The following is an 18,288-nucleotide window of genomic DNA, read 5'->3' as shown; positions in this document are numbered from 1 at the left end:
AAAATCATCGTTGGTAAGAAACCAAAATCTGAGTTGATGCAGCAATCAATGATTTGTCTTTCAGAGAGAGTGTCCCCTTCAGGTACATCGATGTCGATTAAAAACGTGTTGATTTGTTTCAAATTGTTTTCAGCATGGCCTTTGACAATGCTTTTTTCTTTGTCAGCATAGGTCCCAAAACTATAGACGTTCGGTGTCCAATGCGTAAAACCATCCAAGTTATCTAAAATGGCTTCTTCTGAAGTCAAGACAACTCCACGGCCGGCGGCCATTTTCTCTTTTGACCGGAAACCGAATATAGCACCTTTTTTTCCATCCGATTTGTAGTCAATCGGTTTGATCTTGCTGTTTTTGAATTTATACTGACGAATGCCTTGTTTTAAGAACAATGAATAGACTTCTTGGATTTGCATAGGAACACCACCTTTCGATTTTGAGTACAAAAAAGAGGACACCAAATAACACAGTGTCCTCAACTTTAAAAAAAGCTTAAAATCATGCCAAATCTCAATGAACTCGCACTCAAATAAGCCTTTTCGTATTGAATTTTTTTTCAAGATTTGATAAAATACGAGTGGTTAGGTTTGTATTTTAAACCCTAAAAAAGAAAAGACATCTGTTCCGTAACAAACACAATTTATGAGTTGGTGCTCATAAAAGTGTTTGTCTTTTTTTATTCTCTGTAATTGTAAACATTTGTCCAGCACTTTGTAAACAGCATAATTGAAAAAATATTTTAGGAGAAAAAGAGAAAAGGAGACTTTTCTCCTAAAATGAAACAATCAAAATTTAATCAGCAAAAAGAGAAAAGGAGAAAAAGGGAAAAAGAGATTTTTCTCTTTAATTGAATTAAAACACTAATTTACTAGTATATTACATTTAGGAGAAAAAGAGAAAAAGAGATTTTTCTCTTTTAAAGTTTACAAAGAGAAAAGGAGAAAAGGGGACTTTTCTCTTTTTTTCGTTCTTTAAACTTACACCTTAAAAAAGGGAAAATTTCTCCTAAATACATTTATTGATGGTAATTCAATAATTAATGTTGTATAATGTTTTTAGGAGATAAAATACATTTTACAGAAAAGAGGCCTATTATGGATTATCAGAAATTGGTTCTTCAATTGACTAAGAAATGTCGGACAATCATCAATGCTAATCAAAAAGGTGGAGTTGGAAAGACAACGTCTACAGCTGGTGAGTCTATGGTAGCTACTTTACCAAATGCAATGTTTAATAAAAAAGTTTTGCTTATTGATTGGGACATTCAGGCAAACGAAACTAGTTTGATGGGAAAAACTTTCGATACAAACTTTCCCAAAACAATATATCAATGTATCTTAGACGAAGACTTACAATCAGGAATAGTCAAGTTAACTGATAATTTACACATGATAGCAGGCGGAAGAGACATGGCCGAGCTTGGAGACCATTTAGAAGACTTATACCCAAAAGAGGGCAACCCAAACTACAAAAAAGATAGGACGTTTCACTTTACGAAGCTCCTCGATAAAATTAAAGATAATTACGATTATATCTGGATTGATGTTGGGCCTAGTACAGATATCAAAGTTGATAATGCTATGGTTTGTGCAGATTACTTCGTGATTACACAAGAAACAAAAACCTATTCATTTGAAGGTTCCCTTGACATCATCAATGAATACTTTCAAACACTAATTGATGATTTCGGAGACGATTTTAAAGGAGAAGTCCTTGGACTGTTACCATTCCTACTACAACCAAAAAGGGAACTTCATCAAACAATCATTGATAATACAAGAGAAGCATTTGGTGACAACTTCACGTTTAACGCTATAGTTGGTAACTCAAAACGGTTGGAAGATTACCCAGAATACGGTATTACCGTCATTGACCACCATGACAGAAAGGTTTTTGCGCTGTTTGCTGACATATTCTGTGAAATTGAAGAACGAATCGCACTTTTTGAAACTCAAGGCGATATCCCCGAGGACTACCAATACCAGCCTAAATTCTTAAATGGTAACAAATTTACCAAACTTGCAAGAGAATTGGATTTGTCAACATACGAAGTTAGGAGTGAGCAGCATGCCATTAACCAATAGACAAAAAAAGGAACGTCCTACTGTTGCCCAAGTTGCAAATACTTCCAGAATAAATGAGGAAAAACAAGAAGAACCGACAATAGCTTTCAACACAACAAAAAAAAGTGATTCTCAAAAAAGAAAAACTATTAAAGTTGATCCTGACATAAAAAGTCTGATAGAAATTTTTAGTGATTTTGATGGAACAAGAGAATATGAAACTTTAAGGAACATGGCCGAATTTTACTACAAGAATAATTATGATGAGAGAGCTCAAAGAATTATTGCGAACATTCAAAGCAACAAGTACATTGGATAAAAGGGAAAAGGTGACATTTCTCCTTTTCTCTTTTTCTCTTTTATACAAAATGTTGAATAACCTTGTTTTAGTGGTAATTCTGTTAAAAATACCGATAAATTAGTTTTATAATCTAGGAGAAATTTCTATTTTTCTTTTTAATTCCGTTACAATCAAAATTAAAAAATTCACCTAAAGAGATACCTTCAAATGCCAGCAAGACTTCAAAAGTTTTCTTGTCATATGCTATTTCGTTTTCTCCGGTTTTCAGATTTATAACCTCAATTGAGCTGTTTCTTTTTATCATTTCATAAACATCGGTAGTTAAAGACACAGAATCACCTCCAGATTTCAGTTGGTAAAACAGGTACATATTTGAGTATTGTTAAATAGTCATTGCCACATGACATAACATGAAAGCTTCATTTATCAAAACTATTGTGCATTACTTCAGCTATTTTTTATGGGCATTAAAAAGTGATTGATATTCTTTGTCCGTAATTTTTCCATCCAGACTGCTAGTAGAAAAAGATGAATGAACATTCCTTGAGTCTCTTGTGCTTCTTGCATAGCTTGTCTGAATGTTTTTGTTTTAGGTATAGAATCGTAAGCTGCTTTCTTCTCACTGTCAGTAACGATTAGGTCAATTCCAAAGCCACCCATGACCCACACAATTTCAAACGTATAACCAGGGTATCGTAATTGTAAAAAATTTATGAACTGAAATTTTTCATCTTCCTCTAGCCAATAATCATCCAAACAGACATGTTGAGAGTGACCGCTCAATGTATTACCAGTTTTATCAAGTGATAATTCCTCAACCATTTTTAAAAAATCTAACTTTCCCATAAAAATTCCTCCTTCAGTAATATTTCTTATCCTTTAAAGATTTCAATGTGCCTGATTTGTCCAGATAGAATAGGGGTCTTTCCAATAAAAATATTCAAGTCATCGTAACCAATTATCTTGCCAATAACATCCTCTTGAAAATGGTTCGCTTCATTTCGTTCATTAATTTGCACTGGTGTTAGTACCAAATCTTAGACAGCTTTTCGTAGAGACAAGAATAAATTAAACTTATCTACGAGAGGATGAATTTTTATGACCCGATATGAAGAAAATTTTAAACAGATGATTGTTGAACTGAATCAAACTGGACGTTCTGTTCGAAAGTTGGCGAAAGAATATGGCTTATCTGAAGCAACGATTTACAAATGGAAGAATTTATATTTACCTAATCAGTCCACGGGACTGACTGGAAAAGAAGTGGCTGAACTGAAAAAAGAAAATGATCGTTTGAAAGAGGAACTTGAAATCTTAAAAAAAAAGCCGCAGCCATATTCTCTCGGAAAACCTAAATTCGCTTGTTCAATTTATTGGAAAATGGGGTAAGAATTACACTGTTTCTTTATTGTGTCGGTTATTAGTAATCCCTAGAAGTGTCTATTATTTTTATAAGAACAAACCATTGACAGTTACAGAAATCAGAAATAATAAGTTGAAAAAGAAAATTTCAACAATTTTTTTTACGAATAAACAACGCTATGGTGCCACAAAGATTTATCAAGTTTTATTAAAAGAAGGTATTTCAGTATCTCTTAAACATGTCCAAAAGCTAAAGAAACAATTAAATTTAAGGTCGATTGTAGTTAAAAAATATAGACCTCAAAGGTCTAATAAACCGATAATTTAAAAGAGAACCTCTTAAATCAGGACTTTTCTATTAAGACTATCTGTGAGAAATGGGTAGCTGACATTATTTACATTCCTATTAAGAAAAATGGTTGGTGTTACTTATCTTCAATCATCGATTTACACACGAAAAAGATTATTAGCTATACATTTTCAAAACGAATGACTGTGGATTGTATCATTCAAACGCTTAACAAAGAAAAAATGCATTATCACATTCCAGAAGGAATGATTCTACACACTGATTTGGGCAGCCAATACACAGCCAGAGAAGTGGAACAATGGCTTGAAACCAACAAACTAAGGCATTCTTATAGTAGAAAGGGGACACCTTATGACAATGCTGGAATCGAATCTTTCCAGGCCTCATTGAAAAAGGAAGAAGTCTACACGACTAGCTACTCAGATTTTGAAGAAGCAAATCGAGAACTATTTAGTTACATTGAAGGATTTTATAACCGAAATCGAATCCATAGCTCGATTCACTATCTAACCCCACAGGAGTTTGAAGAGTCGGAAAAAGAAAAAATGGCATAAACGTCTCTACTAAAATTTGTCTAAGATATTGACTCAAATCCACTTAGTACAACGGATTATGAAAAAAAAGAAGAGAGGTGTTAGCTAACATTGCAGACACGGTAGTAAAATTAGATACAGAATTAGATAAATTAGATGCATTGAATGAAGATAAAGATAAAAAACATGAAATTAAGCATATTCTTCATGAAGTTGGAAAATATGCAAAATATGATGAAGATGAAATGAAGAAAATTGATACCTACTTTGAAAATTTCAACGACTAGAAAACGAGTCAGAATCCCGTGCTAACGGAATTCTGACTCGTTTATTTGTCCATGTTGGATTGTACTATTGATTACAATATCTCTCCCTGAAAGACTCCTCGACAACTGTTCTAGATTAGTTTTCTAAAGGGAATTATTTATTGTTCTCCAGACAGCTATTTTCCTCTGACCAGAAGTCTTAAAGTTTCCAAACTGAAAAGGACTTTTCGACTGATATTGTATCGCCGAAAAGTTTTCCTTGATTCTTATAGACATCAATTATGTTAATATACCTAACTCTAATTATCAAAAGAAGCCAGTTCATTTTGTGAACTGGCTTTTACTTTACATAAGTTACGTTATATCAAGTAGACTATTTCCGTTATTAGTGGATTACTCCTCAAAAAGAAGAATGATTAGCCCTTCAATAATTTTAATTTGAACAAAAAAAATTCCCCGAATCCAGTATTCATCAAAAAAATCAGGAAAGAATGCTGCAATCAATTTGACAATACGGTAAACTAAAAAAGCCGTACGCTCAAAATTAAAGAGTACGGTTTTTTTGGCAAATTATGCATTGGTTAAAGAATTAGCCCATAAAAGAACGCAATATGTGAACAATTTCTGATTGAGCGTACCAATTATTTAAGCTACCCCATTTCCAATCAGACAATGATTAGAGTTATGTCCAATTTTTCAATTTCTGTTTGTTGTTCTTTTGTAAGGTTAGAATCAGTAACCAGGTAGTTAAATGCTTTTGGTCTCGCAAATTCTTTGAAGCTACGTTGATTAATTTTGCTTGACTCACACAGAGCAATTTTTATGCGGCCAGTCTGCATTATGCATTTTTTCATTTCTGCTGTTTCGTAATTAGGCGTTGAATAGCCGTAATTGATATCAAATGAGGTTGTTCCTACAATGACCTTATCCACAGAAAAATCATTAAGCTCACGAGAAACCGAACTACCAGATACATAGGGATAGCCATTTCGGATAATACCACCAATAATATGGACTTGGAAGCTCGTTTTCTCACTTAAAAGTAAAGCAATCTCTAGGTCATAGGTTAAAATAGTTAGATTTGCTAAGGAGCTATTGATTAATTTTTCAGCAAAGGCCTTACAAGAAGTCCCAGTGTCTATTGCGATTATATCATTTTCTTCAATTAAATTAACTGTTTCTTCGGCTATTCGATATTTTTCAATCGTAAATTTTCGACTAGTAGGGATAATTTCTATACTTCTTTTGAAATCTCGCTGGATTACACCACCATGAGTTCTTGTAACCAAACCTTCATTTTCTAATTCCCGTAAATCAGCTCGAATAGTTGAGCCAGTAACATTGAATATTTCAGCTAATTCGGCAACTTGAACCCTTTTTTTTTCCTTCACTAAATTAACAATTGATTTTTTTCTTTCTTCTGCATATAAATGTTCATCCATAATTATCCCCTTTCAGTCAGTTTCAGTATAAAAGAAACTAAAAATGAAAGCAATTACTCTGATCTATCAATCAAAAACAATCACATTTTTCAAACCAATTGCATTTTTGGCATTGTTTAATGCTATCTGGAACTCTTCTATTGGGTAGCGTTTTGTGATTAACTCAGCTAATGGAATTCGCCCACTAGCAACTAATTGAGCTGACGTGCGGTAGCCAATCAGGCTTGCTCGTGTACAGCCAAAGACTCTTAGTTGCTTGTAATGAAGAATATTTGTGTTTAATTTAACCTCTTGTTTTTCTTTTGGTAATCCCCCAAAATATAAACAGCGTCCATTGATGGCCATATAGTTGAAGCTTGCTTCTTGCGCTTTGGGGGCTGGCGCAGCAATGATACACAAATCGACACCTTTGTTGTTGGTTTCAAAGAATATTTTACTTTGTAAATCCTCTGAGGTTAGAGTGACTAAATCAGGAATCATTTTTTTAGCCTCCTCTAAGCGTGCTTCAGAAAGATCATTCATCATAATTTTTCCGGCACCTCTGGCTTTCGCTAACATGGCATGCATAATGCCAATTGGTCCTGATCCGATGATTAAAACATTATCTCCAGGAAAATTTCCAGCAATTTCTTGGCCGTTAAATACACAGCTAAAGGGCTCAATTAAGGCAGCTTCTTCATAGGATAATTCATCGGGAATTAAGGAAATGTTTCCTTGTCTGACTGCCTTTTCTGGTATGACTAAATACTCCGCGAATCCTCCGGGAAGATTAATCCCAAAGGCTTCATATTTTTCACATAGATGCGTATTTCCACTAACACATTGGTCACAGATGCCACAGCCCATGTTCGGAGCAACAGCTACACGCATGCCTGCTTCATAAAAGTCCACTGCAGAGCCTACTTCGACAATATCTCCTGAAATTTCGTGCCCTAAAGTTAAAGGTGTTTCTTCTGTAGCTGTAGGATAGCCATTCTTATACATGCGGACATCCGTGCCACAAATGGAAGCTGACTTAACTTTAATCAACACTTCTTCCTTAGTTATTTGCGGTTTTTCTAGCTCTTTTAATTGAATATTCTCTTTTCCTAATAACTGGATTACTTTCATTTAATTTTCCACCTCTACAATTCGATTTTCCAGCAATGAGGTTAGTCCGGCATTGACTAGACGGACAGCCATTAAGCCATCATTACCTGTACATAAGGGTTTGGTATCCTTTAATATACAATCTACAAATGCTTGGTCTTCAGTGACATAAGCTTCTCTAAATAGATACATCCAGCTATGCATTGTTGGCTGTGTCAATTTTTGATCACTGGTAGCCACAATAATATTGTGTTTCCCCTGATCACCAACTAGGATACTCCCTCGCGTTCCCAATATTTCTGTTCGAGCATCATAGCCATATTGAACATATTGTGCGCCATCAATCTGACCAATTTTTCCATCTGAAAAACGTAAATTCATAGCAACCGTATCATAATAATCGGGAAAATCAGCTTTGACCTCTGGAGAGCGATAATTCCCTCCAATGGCATAAATGCTACTTACTTCACTACCTGTTAGCCAACGCAGGGTATCTAAATCATGACTATTGACTTCCCCAATCGGTCCATTACTTTTACTAATATCAAACATCCAAGGCTTTGGTTCGCTAGGACCATGGGTTAGGGATTTAACTAAAACGACATCCCCAATAACTCCTGATTCGACGACCTTCTTGGCTTCCTGAAAGCTGGCATCAAAACGGCGCATAAAGCCAACTTGGAGCTTTACTTGATTTTCTTCAGCAACTCGAATCATTTCGATACACTCTGTTTCATTTATAGCTAATGGTTTCTCACAGAGAATATGCTTTTTAGCTTTTGCTGCCGCGATTGCGATCTCTTTATGATAAACAGTTGGTGTCACGATAACGACAGCATCGATTTTTTTATTTTTTAAGGCCTCTTGGTAATCCGTATAAATATATTCACAGTCAACTTCTTTTTGAGCAAGCTCTAAGCTCTCCTTTGAAGGGTCACAAAGGGCAATTAATTTCGCATTTTCAACTCGACGAGCAAAATTTTTACCATGAATCATCCCAGCTCTACCTGTACCAATCAGGCAAATATTGATTACTTCTGACATGTTAACTATTCCTCCTCGATTCGTTGATTACTCGTAGCCTGATTTCTACGGGCATACATCTTAACTGCCGTCACTAAAAATCCACTAATTGCTGTTCCGACTAGTAGAGCTAGAACATACATTAATACATTGTTCACCGCTCCCGGAATTAAGAAGATAAAGAATCCCCCATGGGGAACTGCGATACCACAATTGAAAATCATGGATAATCCTCCTGTAATTGCCGAACCAATTGTAACGGAAGCTAAAACACGAATTGGATCAGCCGCAGCAAAGGGAATAGCCCCTTCTGAGATAAAGGATAGCCCTAAGACCCAAGCAGATTTTCCAGCTTCACGTTCTTCCTTCGTGTAAAGATTTTTTCCTAAAACAGTTGAAGACAAGGCCATTGCTAAAGGTGGTACCATACCAGAAATCATAACTGCCGCCATGATAGTACTCGTTTCACCAGTGGCTAAATTCGTTAAAGAGGCAACACCAAAGAAGTAGGCTGCTTTACCAATAGGACCTGCTAAGTCAATAGCCATCATGCCTCCCAATAGCAAGCCTAGTAACACTGAATTCATACCGGATAAGCCGTTTAGCCAAGTGGTGATTCCTTCATTTAAAGCAGTAATCGGAATACCGACAACAAATTTCATGATTAACCCAACAAATAGAACGGAAATTACTGGTAAAATTAATACAGGTAACAACCCCGAAAAAGCTGAAGGTAATTTTAAGACCTTCTTTAAGCCAAGAACGGTATAACCTGCGAGGAAACCACCTAATAAAGCTCCCAAGAATCCAGCATTCATATTGGAAGCAACCATCCCAGCAACCATCCCTGGAACTAAACCTGGACGATCCGCAACTGAGAAGGCCACATAGCCTCCCAAGATTGGCCACATTAAGCCCATTGCGATTCCACCCAGCTCATTAATTGATGAAGCTAGTTCTCCTTCTGAATTAATCCCACCAAAAGCAAAAGCTAAGGCGATACAAATTCCCCCAGCAACAACAAAGGGAATCATATAAGAAACACCTGTCATTAAGTGACTATAAATACCACTTTTTTCAGATTTCCCCTCAGATTTGGCAACTGAAGAGCTTTCATAGATAGGAGCATTAGGAGCGCGATCAAATAAATCATCTGGATGATCAATCGCTTCATTAACATCAACTTCTAATAGATGCTTCCCAACAAAGCGATCCTTATTTACCGTGGTACTGGCAGCAATAATCACTGCATCTGCTTGAGCAATTTCTGCTTCTGACAGGACATTCTCAGCACCAATTGAGCCTTGTGTTTCGACCTTAATCTCGATATCACGATTTTTCGCAGCAATCTCTAAGCTTTCAGCCGCCATATAGGTATGTGCAATCCCTGTAGAGCAGGATGTAATACTAACTATTTTCATAATTTCTACCCTTTCTTATTCGAAAATTTGGTAAATTTCTTCAGCGTCAGTAGCAGTCAGCAATTTTTGGCGAATATCCTCATGCATTAATTTTCGTGATAGCTTACTTAAAATCCTTAAGTGTTCATCATTTGAAGCTTTGGGAACCGCAATTAAAAAGATTAAATGGACTGGCTTGCCATCCATTGAGTCATAAGAAATTCCTGGTAGGCTTCTACCAAAAGCCAGTGACGGTTTCGTTACCGCTAGACTTTTTCCGTGAGGAATGGCGACCCCAAAGCCGATTCCCGTAGTGCTTTCTGCTTCTCTTTGCATAACAGCCTTAAGGTAAACGCTCTCATTTTTTACAACACCTTCTGTCACAAAGGTGTTTGCCAGCTCTCTAATGGCTGCTTCTTTATCTTGTGAAGTTAATTCAAAATTTATAAATGCTGGTTTCAATATTGTGCGAATTTCTGACATGATTTTGCTCCTAATCTCTGATATTCTATTCAGCCTAAATTTTATTTGAAGCGATTTTTATATTCTTCTACAATCTTTATTCCAGAACTCGTTCCCAAGCGTTCAGCTCCAGCTTCAACCATTTCTAATGCTGTATCTAAATCTCTAATTCCGCCAGCAGCTTTCACTTTTACTTCATTTCCTACCACTTTTTTCATTAATTTAACATCTTTGATTGTTGCTCCACCTGTTCCAAAACCAGTTGAAGTTTTCACAAAGTCAGGCTTGATTTCCTTGGCAATTTCGCAAACGGTAATTTTTTCCTCGTCTGTCAAATAGCAATTCTCTAAGATAACCTTACTCAGAATTCCGCCCTCTCTGGAGGCTTCTACAATCGCTTTCATTTCAGCTTTTATATAGCTAGAGTCCCCTTCTTTTAGTTTGCCAATATTAATCACGTAGTCAATTTCGTCTGCGCCCTTTTCAATGGCATCCTTTACTTCAAAAACCTTCGTTTCAATTGTTGTTTGTCCAAGAGGGAACCCTATTGCCGCACCCACGTGAACTTCGCTGTCCTTTAAAAGTTCTTTGCACATTGCTACAGGATAAGAATTGATAGCAACCATTTTAAAATCATAGTCATTTGCTTCTTTACATAACTGTTTAAAATCTTCTTTTGTCGCATCTGCTTTTAACAAAGTGTGATCCACCATATTTGCTAATTCTTCTAGTTTGATCATAATATTCCTCCTATTTCTTAATTCTATTAATTTTCATTTACGTTTAAATGTTATCATAAATTTTCATATTGTCAATATATGAAAATAAGGAATTATATTTCAATAAATAAAATTTTATACTCAAAAGGTTAATATACGTAATTCTCCTTCTCTCAAGTTAAAAAAGAGGGCATCAATACTTAGATATTAAAATTTGATTTAAGAAAGGTGAGTTTAAATTAAGATAGTAGTTTGTTTGGATATCAAAACTACAAATTACATTACTTATACTCTATTTTTTATTGGAATCCTGTTTATTTCATTAATTGCGCTAATTTCTTTCTCTTAATAACAAATCTATTTTTAACCTATGGGCGGACATAAAGTCGATTATAAAAAGTAAAAAACCCTCAAATATTTGAGGGTTTTTTTTTAATAGTGATCTTTAACAGAATAGAAATAAATTGTTTCGTTTTTGACAGCGTAAATCAAACGATGTTCGTCTGTAATTCTTCTCGACCATTTCCCTGACAAATCGTGTTTTAGTGGCTCGGGCTTGCCTATTCCTGAAAAAGGATTGCGATCAATATCTTTAATTAATTTGTTGATTTTTTTTATATTGGTCTTATTCCCTTGCTCATACCAATAAATATAGTCATTCCAAGCATCATCTGACCAAGCTTTAATCATCTATGTCTACCTCAAGTAAATTATGAGTACTAAAACTGCCTTCCTCAAATTGCTTGTCCCCTCTATGAATCTTATCCATAATGTAGTTGTTTGATAAAATTCGTAGAGTTTCTTGCATAGAATCATAGTCTCTTTTTGATAGAACAACAACAGTATCTTCAATATCTTTTGTTGTGACAATCAACACATCAGCATCTTCATTCACTTGCTTCATATAACTTCTCAAATTTTGCCTAAAATTAGAATAAGCAATAGCTTCCATTCTGAAACCCTCCATTTCTTATATAAAATATTGTACAACATTTCGTACGATAATGGAAGGTCGTAGATGTACTTTGCATAAACCTCCTTATCCTAAGTTAAGAAAAAAAGTTTTATTGAAACTTTGATATAATAAGGATGAGTTTAAATTAAGGGAGTGATTCATTTGGATATTGAAACTGTAAAAAACATTGCTTATGCTGGTATGGCTGCAACAGGGTTTTTATTGTTTTTAGCAGGTTTAACAAAAATTACACATGGCCTTTTCTTTGCTAGGACACCTCAAGAATTTGTGCAAGATGCTAGTAATCCAAAATTTAATTTAGAAAAATCTGTAGGGAATAAATTTAGAGAAGTTGTTTGTAAATACGTTACTCCATTTTTTATTGGATTCTTGTCGATATTATTGATTGCGTTAATTTTCTTTTCTTAGTAACAACTCTATTATTTAACGCGTAAGTTCACATAATGTCGATTATCAAAAGAAGCCGGTTCATCTTGTGAACTGGCTTTTACTTTACATAAGTTAAGTTATATCAAGTAGATTAATTCCGTCGTTAATTGACTTAAGTTTTTCTTTCAATCCTAAAAGACATCATTCCGGGGCCAGTTTCATTCTAAAAGCCAACTCATCGAGATGGCTTCCCTTATACAGCCGCGTTCACTAAATTCATGTAATTAGAACACTCATCAAGGGTTAATCAGTTTTAAGCTTTTTTTGAACCTTCCTAGAAACTTGAATTTAAGTTTTATTTCTTCTTACTTTTCGAAACTGGGTACTCTATTCATAACTTTTCTTTCCTGCATGTGTAAAAGTTGCACTTATGCCACTTAATATTCCAATTCCGATTAGCCATTTTGAAGTTGTTAACACCCCTATAGACACGCATGTACCAGATATAATGATATGGGCCTTTTCATTAATTTCCAAAGCTCTTTTACTTGGTATTGGAACTTCCATATTCCAATCAATACTTTAGTTTATTTAGTTTTTGATTCAACTCTTTTATCATATTTTTTCTCCTAATGTAGGAATAAATGAATCAATGGGTTTATTAGTAATAAACAGCCAACTAGACTCAAATATTTACCATAACGTTCTTTTTTATCATAAAGAAAATCCCAATGGCAATAACCAGAAAAGCAATGATTGCCATAATTACTATTACGTTACCTAAAAAAGGTTCAAATCAGTTCATCATTGAGTTAAACATGTTTATGATTCTCATTTTTTTGTCTCCTTAAACAATTTTGTTAAAGTATTATCTAGTAAAAAATTAAAGGTTTTTTCTGTACCCTTAAGTGTATCGCTGTCCACTAAGGACAAGAAAAGAATAGAATGAATGATGTTTATGACGTCGTCTTCAGGTAATAATAAGGTTAACTTTGAGCGTGTAATAACTGTTCTAAAAATTTCCGAACTTTTCATTTTTAGGTGCTCAATTTGTTCTTCAGGCAGTTTCGCTAAAAATAAGTCGTACTCAGAGCTATTTAAATCATAAAGAGCTGGATAAGCTTGATATTCTTTAAATAGAAATTTCAATCCTTGTTTGAAACCATCAATTTTTTTATCCGATTCATCTAAATTTTGTGACCAAATATCCAATAAATTATTTTGAACATTTCCTAAAACATCTATAAACAAGTCTTCTTTTCTTTTGTACACGAGATAAAAAGCTCCCGATGAAATTCCAACTGCTTTGGTGAGTAAAGGAATATTAGTTTTTTTATAACCTCTCACTCGCCAACTTTCTTCACAAGCTACTTGTAAGTTGTTTTTAATATTAGCAATATCTTCTTCAGTAAAACCTCTAGTCACTGTTGTCACCTTCCAATTACATGAATATAGAACATCACATTTTCACGAATAATCAAACAAATATATTCATAACACGAAAAATAGCTTGAAAAAAAATAAATCTTTCAAATGTGAAGCCACTAAACTTTGAACTAGTTCACATAATTCTTTACGCTACCAATTCACATTGAAACTCTAGTGATTTGAATTTTTTTTAGTTAGTGGTGTTAACTATTTTTCATTTGCAAGAATAAAACATAAAATTCCTTTAAATCATTTATGATAATAAAATTTTTTTAGAGAAAAAAAAAATCACAATTTTGATGTTTAATTACCTGAATACTACAATTTGTTTATTGATGAGATATACTTAAAAAAAAAATGATATATTAATAATTTTTTATGGGTTTTATTTGTTCTTCTATCTGATTCTAGTTTTATATATAGTTTGAAAAAGTTGAATTAGACAAGTATTCCTGTTATTATCAATATCTTCGTTGAAACGAAAGGAAAGATGACTGAATAAAAAAACATAAAAATACTAATTTTCAAAAAAAACGACTATGATGACTATATTCTTATTGAGAATCGAGGAAAAAGAATATTATGAAGAAAAATTCAATATTGCTAATTATAGTAGGAATAATATTGCTCTTTATTGTGAAACCTGACAGAGCAAATGCTGCAACAATTCCTGATGGCTATACTTTATATACAGTTTCTAACTATTCACAATTCAAGGCAGCTATGAATGCAGGGACGACGACAAAAAAATATATACTACTTAACAGTGATATTGTTTATGGTTTTTCTAGTGGTACCGCGACTACTTCTACGACGAGTACTGTTGAATCCTTGTACTATACAACAGATACGATTATCGATGGCTCTGGTTCATCAGGCACATCTAAATATAGCTTATTGTTTGGATACACAGGAACGACCAATGCTTACTCTGCAGATTCACCTCTCCGCATTCTGAACTCTAATTTAACCGTTACGTTCAAAAACCTATCCATAGGAAGTTCAACATACAAAAATTTTACGAATGGAGGATTAGTTTATCCATATACCAATCAAGGAACAAGTATGAATCTTAATGTTGTCGTTAATAATGTCACATTCAATATTTCTGGATTTAATGGAACGCCATTTAATAGTTATTATGCAGATAACAATACCATTACATTCCAGGGAAACAATACGTTCACAAGTTCAAGTACAACCAGTGGTGCTTATTTCTCCTCTGGCTTTGAGAATCTGATTTTTGATTCTGGCAGCAACACAACTATTAGTGTCGCAGGGAGTGGGACTTCAGAAGTTTTTTCTGGTGAACAAGATACAGGAACTCTAAATATTACGCTGAATGATGGGGCAAATTTGATTGTCAGTAATGGAAAAACTACCTTAGCTAAATCAAATGCATTTACATTAAATGTAAATGATAGTGCCTCATTCACATATAACCTAGTAAACGGAAGTGGTTCTACTACTGCAGGAGGGTTGAATACATCTAGCTCAACAACTATTAATGCAGGCAACAACTCAATAATAGACTTTGAGTCAACAAAAACCAGTGTTACCAGTTGGGGGTTAAATGGAACTACAACCCTTAATACAACTTCTCCAAAAAAAGTTGTATTTGCGACCAATGCTGCTACGCCAAATGCTTTATTTACAAACGCTTCTATGACAATAAATAGAAAAGATTCTATCAATACAAATAATTACCAATCTAGTACGCTTTCTGCAGGTGCTACAACGACAAGCGACTATGTAACCTATGACGTTGCTGGATCTTCGATTGTTTCTTCTTCAAACACGGCAGGTAAAACAGCCTGGGTATACGAACCTATTATTGCAGTAACTTCTGTAGACGTTGATTCTACTGTCGCAATGGATCAAAGTGATTTAAATATCAACGGTCTAACTACTACTAATTCTTCGATTACTACATCAGAAGTTAATTCGAAAATAGCTGATCATGCCTTAGTTTCAGAGGATTTAACTACAAATACTGCTCAAACAGCTATAACAAACACTACTTCCAATGATTTAATCAATGAGAGTGTTACAAATTCAGGTACAAGTATATATAGTGACCTAAAAGCGCAAACTTATTATATATACACTCAGTTAAGGGGGCTCCTTTCATACTCAACTGCTGCAGGTAATTTTACGACAAGTTCGACTAGTAAGTGGGTAGAAAACGAATATGCTTTACCTGTAGGAATTTTCGTTGAATTTCCTACTGAGGCTTCTTTTTCATCCTCTATGATGGGGGATTACACAAGCGAGCATTATAGCATCATTAACCATAGCAATACGAATGTTTTTGTCAGTGTTTCAGCATTTAAAACGCTAACGACTGAATTTGGTATTGTTCCAGAACTAGCTGATAACTCTATTCATCAAACCACACTGGATTTAAAGTTATCTGCCCCATTGACAGAGAACATACTGTCAATGGATTTAACAACAGTCAATACTTCTTCTGCAATAGAGCTTAGTTCTTATATAGAAAATAGCACGAATGTTGGAACATTTTACTTTGTGGGTGACTACTCAGGGCCATTAGACGGCATCAGAAATAGTACTTACACACTCAGTTTCAATGTCAGTCACTAAAGATGACAACTTTGAATCTTTTTAGACGAATACTCACCAACCTTTTCAGATAGCATGATAAGGCTGGAATAATTGCAGATATTCAATATACATTGACTGTCGTCATCGGCAGCTAAGAAAGTGAGAAAAGACAAGTGAAGAAAAAAAATCAGAAAACAACCAAAAGAAAAAAATGGATAATCATAGCTCTGCTGCTTTTACTAATTTCCGCCATCGGAGGTGGACTCTACTGGTATTTCTCCTCAAACACTGAGGAAAAAACAGCGACAGTTGTGGCCGGCAGCTTCTTACCAGACGGAAAAGATGCGGCCGCAATGACCGATGATGAAATTGCGACTTACGCCCAAGCGGAAGTTGATGCTAGCCAATTTCAAATGATTATCGGTTCGGAAATTCAAGTGGACAGTCAAGATGATTCAAGTGATCTCTATATCCAAAACCCACCCACTAATGCTTATCCGATTGCGGTCACAATCACCTTAGATGACGGCAGGGTAGTCTATAACTCAGGAGCTATTGCCGTTGGTTATGAAGTCAAAAATGCCACGCTAGATACTCATTTGGATGCAGGTACGTATACTGGGACGGCCTTATTCAAATTGTACGATGCGGAAACTTCAGAAGCAAAAGGTCAAGTTGCTGCAACGGTTAGCTTCACAGTTGCTTGATAAAAAAACAATATAAAGGAGAACCACATATAATGAATAAAAAACTTTTAGGTACACTTTTAGGAATGGGCACTCTTGCCACACTTGGATTAGGTGGGACAACTGCACATGCCGCCGAATCAACCATTAACAACGGAACTAACACTGGTGATGTGCAGATTAACGGAACATTAGGTCAAAGTAATACCGATCCCGAGGCCCCTATCAATGAAGGGTCTGATCAATGGATTAATGTAACCTTGGATACAGCAACCATCTTTTATAATACTGCAGGAAGCACGACTATCGAGTCTCCAACCTACGCTATTACCAATAATTCTGGGCGTCCGGTGAGCGTGATTGCCTCTAAAATTACGAAAACCAATGAAGTGGATGTATCTGCGATTTCTTCATTAGCTGTTAATCTAACTAGAAATGATAACGGAGCTTCCTCAACAGCTTCTTTAGTTTCAGCTGGAACTACTGGAGTGACAGGTGCCACTAGTTTAGTGTTAGCCAATAACGTTGGTCAAGTTGCAAAGACGGATACCGCAGCTACAGACAGTAGCACCGTTAAAAATAATGCCGCAACATTCAAATATGACGGGACTTTGTCTTCAGCTCTTACTGACAAGATTGCGCCAACGTTCACCATGACATTAACTTTCGCGGCTCAAAGCTGGAGCTAAAAATTTATACTCTACAGAGGAGTATTTTTTTATGAAAACATATAAGCTAGGTTTACTTACCCTCCTCTTTCTTACAATAGTCAGTGGAATTTTCCCGGTAGATGTAAGTGCAAATGAAGGAACTGTAACGATTGCTGGAACCTTATCCCCAACTGAAACAACTGAAACCGCCAGTAGCTCCAGTAGTTCAGAGGAGATCCAACAAATTAGCAGTACAACGTATGAGGTTTCTACAGACCATCAAAAAAGCAGTAAATTACCACAACTTGGTGACTACTCCTTATCCTCTCTAATCTGCTTAATTTGTGGAATTAGTGTACTCGCAATTGCTCTATATTTTCTATATAGAGAACGTAAACACACTTGATTTAATCATAATTTGCTAAAGCTATAAGTTTGTGATACTCAATATTCCACTTAATAAGAAGTGTTTAAAGAGGTAAAAAAAGTAAGGATCAAAAACATGATATGTTTTTGATCCCAGACTGTAGACAAAGTCCAACTTCTGGATGAAGTCTACAGTCTTTTCTTTTATAATAGAATTATGAAAACGAATTTAAGGAGAGAAAGCCTATGATGTCCAAACATGATGCCAATGGTCGCAATCA

At 35.0% G+C, this 18,288-nt stretch carries 19 protein-coding genes and 2 pseudogenes; 9 read left to right on the top strand and 12 right to left on the bottom strand.

What is annotated here, in order from left to right; translation table 11 throughout:
* Positions 1-413: pseudogene (locus ACYSNU_RS18390) on the bottom strand (primase C-terminal domain-containing protein); the annotation flags it as partial.
* Positions 414-1,091: 678 nt separating this feature from the next.
* On the opposite strand from ACYSNU_RS18390, the gene ACYSNU_RS18385 reads away from it, so the two are divergent.
* Together ACYSNU_RS18385 and ACYSNU_RS18380 are read left to right on the top strand one after the other, a co-directional pair.
* On the top strand, positions 1,092-2,081 hold the full coding sequence (locus tag ACYSNU_RS18385; RefSeq protein WP_461738559.1) for an AAA family ATPase: 990 nt from the start codon (positions 1,092-1,094) through the stop codon (positions 2,079-2,081).
* A complete protein-coding gene (locus tag ACYSNU_RS18380) occupies positions 2,065-2,379 on the top strand; it encodes a hypothetical protein (RefSeq protein ID WP_461738558.1) in 315 nt (104 codons plus the stop codon). Before ACYSNU_RS18385 ends, ACYSNU_RS18380 begins: the two co-directional genes overlap by 17 nt.
* Before the next feature lie 112 nt (positions 2,380-2,491).
* Here the strand turns inward: ACYSNU_RS18380 and ACYSNU_RS18375 are convergent, their stop codons facing one another.
* Together ACYSNU_RS18375 and ACYSNU_RS18370 are read right to left on the bottom strand one after the other, a co-directional pair.
* A complete protein-coding gene (locus tag ACYSNU_RS18375) occupies positions 2,492-2,692 on the bottom strand; it encodes a hypothetical protein (protein WP_461738557.1) in 201 nt (66 codons plus the stop codon).
* A 116-nt stretch (positions 2,693-2,808) separates the two neighbouring features.
* On the bottom strand, positions 2,809-3,207 hold the full coding sequence (locus tag ACYSNU_RS18370) for a hypothetical protein (protein WP_461738556.1): 399 nt from the start codon (positions 3,205-3,207) through the stop codon (positions 2,809-2,811).
* Between the two features lie 252 nt (positions 3,208-3,459).
* Between ACYSNU_RS18370 and ACYSNU_RS18365 the strand changes: the two are divergent.
* A pseudogene (locus tag ACYSNU_RS18365) lies at positions 3,460-4,587 on the top strand (IS3 family transposase).
* A 77-nt stretch (positions 4,588-4,664) separates the two neighbouring features.
* On the top strand, positions 4,665-4,853 hold the full coding sequence (locus tag ACYSNU_RS18360; protein WP_461738555.1) for a hypothetical protein: 189 nt from the start codon (positions 4,665-4,667) through the stop codon (positions 4,851-4,853).
* A 644-nt stretch (positions 4,854-5,497) separates the two neighbouring features.
* Here the strand turns inward: ACYSNU_RS18360 and ACYSNU_RS18355 are convergent.
* The 8 genes from ACYSNU_RS18355 to ACYSNU_RS18320 form a co-directional block, all read right to left on the bottom strand.
* Positions 5,498-6,274 (bottom strand): DeoR/GlpR family DNA-binding transcription regulator, encoded by a 777-nt coding sequence (locus tag ACYSNU_RS18355; RefSeq protein ID WP_265460430.1) that lies wholly within the window; start codon positions 6,272-6,274, stop codon positions 5,498-5,500.
* 66 nt (positions 6,275-6,340) lie between these two features.
* Positions 6,341-7,384, bottom strand: coding sequence for an alcohol dehydrogenase catalytic domain-containing protein (locus ACYSNU_RS18350; RefSeq protein WP_265460429.1), 1,044 nt, complete (start codon positions 7,382-7,384; stop codon positions 6,341-6,343).
* A complete protein-coding gene (locus ACYSNU_RS18345) occupies positions 7,385-8,407 on the bottom strand; it encodes a Gfo/Idh/MocA family oxidoreductase (RefSeq protein WP_265460428.1) in 1,023 nt (340 codons plus the stop codon).
* A gap of 5 nt (positions 8,408-8,412) precedes the next feature.
* Positions 8,413-9,807 (bottom strand): PTS fructose transporter subunit IIC, encoded by a 1,395-nt coding sequence (locus ACYSNU_RS18340; protein ID WP_265460427.1) that lies wholly within the window; start codon positions 9,805-9,807, stop codon positions 8,413-8,415.
* Positions 9,808-9,822: 15 nt separating this feature from the next.
* Positions 9,823-10,269, bottom strand: coding sequence for a PTS sugar transporter subunit IIA (locus ACYSNU_RS18335; RefSeq protein WP_265460426.1), 447 nt, complete (start codon positions 10,267-10,269; stop codon positions 9,823-9,825).
* Positions 10,270-10,310: 41 nt separating this feature from the next.
* Positions 10,311-10,988 (bottom strand): deoxyribose-phosphate aldolase, encoded by a 678-nt coding sequence (gene deoC / locus ACYSNU_RS18330; protein WP_265460425.1) that lies wholly within the window; start codon positions 10,986-10,988, stop codon positions 10,311-10,313.
* 411 nt (positions 10,989-11,399) lie between these two features.
* Positions 11,400-11,657, bottom strand: coding sequence for a Txe/YoeB family addiction module toxin (locus ACYSNU_RS18325; RefSeq protein ID WP_265460424.1), 258 nt, complete (start codon positions 11,655-11,657; stop codon positions 11,400-11,402).
* A complete protein-coding gene (locus ACYSNU_RS18320; protein WP_265460423.1) occupies positions 11,650-11,919 on the bottom strand; it encodes a type II toxin-antitoxin system Phd/YefM family antitoxin in 270 nt (89 codons plus the stop codon). Before ACYSNU_RS18320 ends, ACYSNU_RS18325 begins: the two co-directional genes overlap by 8 nt.
* 165 nt (positions 11,920-12,084) lie before the next feature.
* Here ACYSNU_RS18320 and ACYSNU_RS18315 point away from each other — a divergent pair, with 165 nt between their 5' ends.
* A complete protein-coding gene (locus ACYSNU_RS18315; protein ID WP_265460422.1) occupies positions 12,085-12,351 on the top strand; it encodes a hypothetical protein in 267 nt (88 codons plus the stop codon).
* A 792-nt stretch (positions 12,352-13,143) separates the two neighbouring features.
* On the opposite strand, the gene ACYSNU_RS18310 is transcribed toward ACYSNU_RS18315, so the two are convergent.
* Positions 13,144-13,737, bottom strand: a complete 594-nt coding sequence (locus ACYSNU_RS18310) for a TetR/AcrR family transcriptional regulator (protein ID WP_265460421.1) — start codon at positions 13,735-13,737, stop codon at positions 13,144-13,146.
* Positions 13,738-14,322: 585 nt separating this feature from the next.
* Between ACYSNU_RS18310 and ACYSNU_RS18305 the strand changes: the two genes are divergently transcribed.
* From ACYSNU_RS18305 to ACYSNU_RS18290, 4 genes are all read left to right on the top strand, one after another.
* Positions 14,323-16,344: a hypothetical protein gene (locus tag ACYSNU_RS18305; RefSeq protein WP_265460420.1), complete on the top strand. Its 2,022-nt coding sequence runs from the start codon at positions 14,323-14,325 to the stop codon at positions 16,342-16,344.
* Positions 16,345-16,478: 134 nt separating this feature from the next.
* Entirely contained in the window at positions 16,479-17,012 is a 534-nt protein-coding gene (locus tag ACYSNU_RS18300) for a hypothetical protein (RefSeq protein ID WP_265460419.1), read from the top strand.
* A 65-nt stretch (positions 17,013-17,077) separates the two neighbouring features.
* Positions 17,078-17,680, top strand: coding sequence for a hypothetical protein (locus tag ACYSNU_RS18295; protein WP_265460418.1), 603 nt, complete (start codon positions 17,078-17,080; stop codon positions 17,678-17,680).
* 31 nt (positions 17,681-17,711) lie between these two features.
* The gene (locus ACYSNU_RS18290; RefSeq protein ID WP_461738554.1) at positions 17,712-18,047 is read left to right on the top strand and encodes a hypothetical protein; all 336 of its coding nucleotides are present in this window, start codon (positions 17,712-17,714) and stop codon (positions 18,045-18,047) included.
* The last annotated feature ends 241 nt before the right edge of the window (positions 18,048-18,288 follow it).

The sequence above is a fragment of the Enterococcus sp. LJL120 genome (assembly GCF_054871765.1).
The sequence above is the reverse complement of the archived record's forward strand: the minus strand, read 5'-3'. Positions and strand labels throughout refer to the sequence as shown.

Coding starts and splice junctions, on each gene's coding strand:
- ACYSNU_RS18370 (WP_461738556.1), bottom strand. CDS start 3,207: ATGGGAAAGTTAGATTTTTTAAAAATGGTTGAGGAATTATCACTTGAT.
- ACYSNU_RS18340 (WP_265460427.1), bottom strand. CDS start 9,807: ATGAAAATAGTTAGTATTACATCCTGCTCTACAGGGATTGCACATACC.
- ACYSNU_RS18345 (WP_265460428.1), bottom strand. CDS start 8,407: ATGTCAGAAGTAATCAATATTTGCCTGATTGGTACAGGTAGAGCTGGG.
- ACYSNU_RS18320 (WP_265460423.1), bottom strand. CDS start 11,919: ATGGAAGCTATTGCTTATTCTAATTTTAGGCAAAATTTGAGAAGTTAT.
- ACYSNU_RS18325 (WP_265460424.1), bottom strand. CDS start 11,657: ATGATTAAAGCTTGGTCAGATGATGCTTGGAATGACTATATTTATTGG.
- ACYSNU_RS18295 (WP_265460418.1), top strand. CDS start 17,078: ATGGGCACTCTTGCCACACTTGGATTAGGTGGGACAACTGCACATGCC.
- ACYSNU_RS18350 (WP_265460429.1), bottom strand. CDS start 7,384: ATGAAAGTAATCCAGTTATTAGGAAAAGAGAATATTCAATTAAAAGAG.
- ACYSNU_RS18355 (WP_265460430.1), bottom strand. CDS start 6,274: ATGGATGAACATTTATATGCAGAAGAAAGAAAAAAATCAATTGTTAAT.
- ACYSNU_RS18385 (WP_461738559.1), top strand. CDS start 1,092: ATGGATTATCAGAAATTGGTTCTTCAATTGACTAAGAAATGTCGGACA.
- ACYSNU_RS18335 (WP_265460426.1), bottom strand. CDS start 10,269: ATGTCAGAAATTCGCACAATATTGAAACCAGCATTTATAAATTTTGAA.
- ACYSNU_RS18380 (WP_461738558.1), top strand. CDS start 2,065: ATGCCATTAACCAATAGACAAAAAAAGGAACGTCCTACTGTTGCCCAA.
- deoC (WP_265460425.1), bottom strand. CDS start 10,988: ATGATCAAACTAGAAGAATTAGCAAATATGGTGGATCACACTTTGTTA.
- ACYSNU_RS18305 (WP_265460420.1), top strand. CDS start 14,323: ATGAAGAAAAATTCAATATTGCTAATTATAGTAGGAATAATATTGCTC.
- ACYSNU_RS18290 (WP_461738554.1), top strand. CDS start 17,712: ATGAAAACATATAAGCTAGGTTTACTTACCCTCCTCTTTCTTACAATA.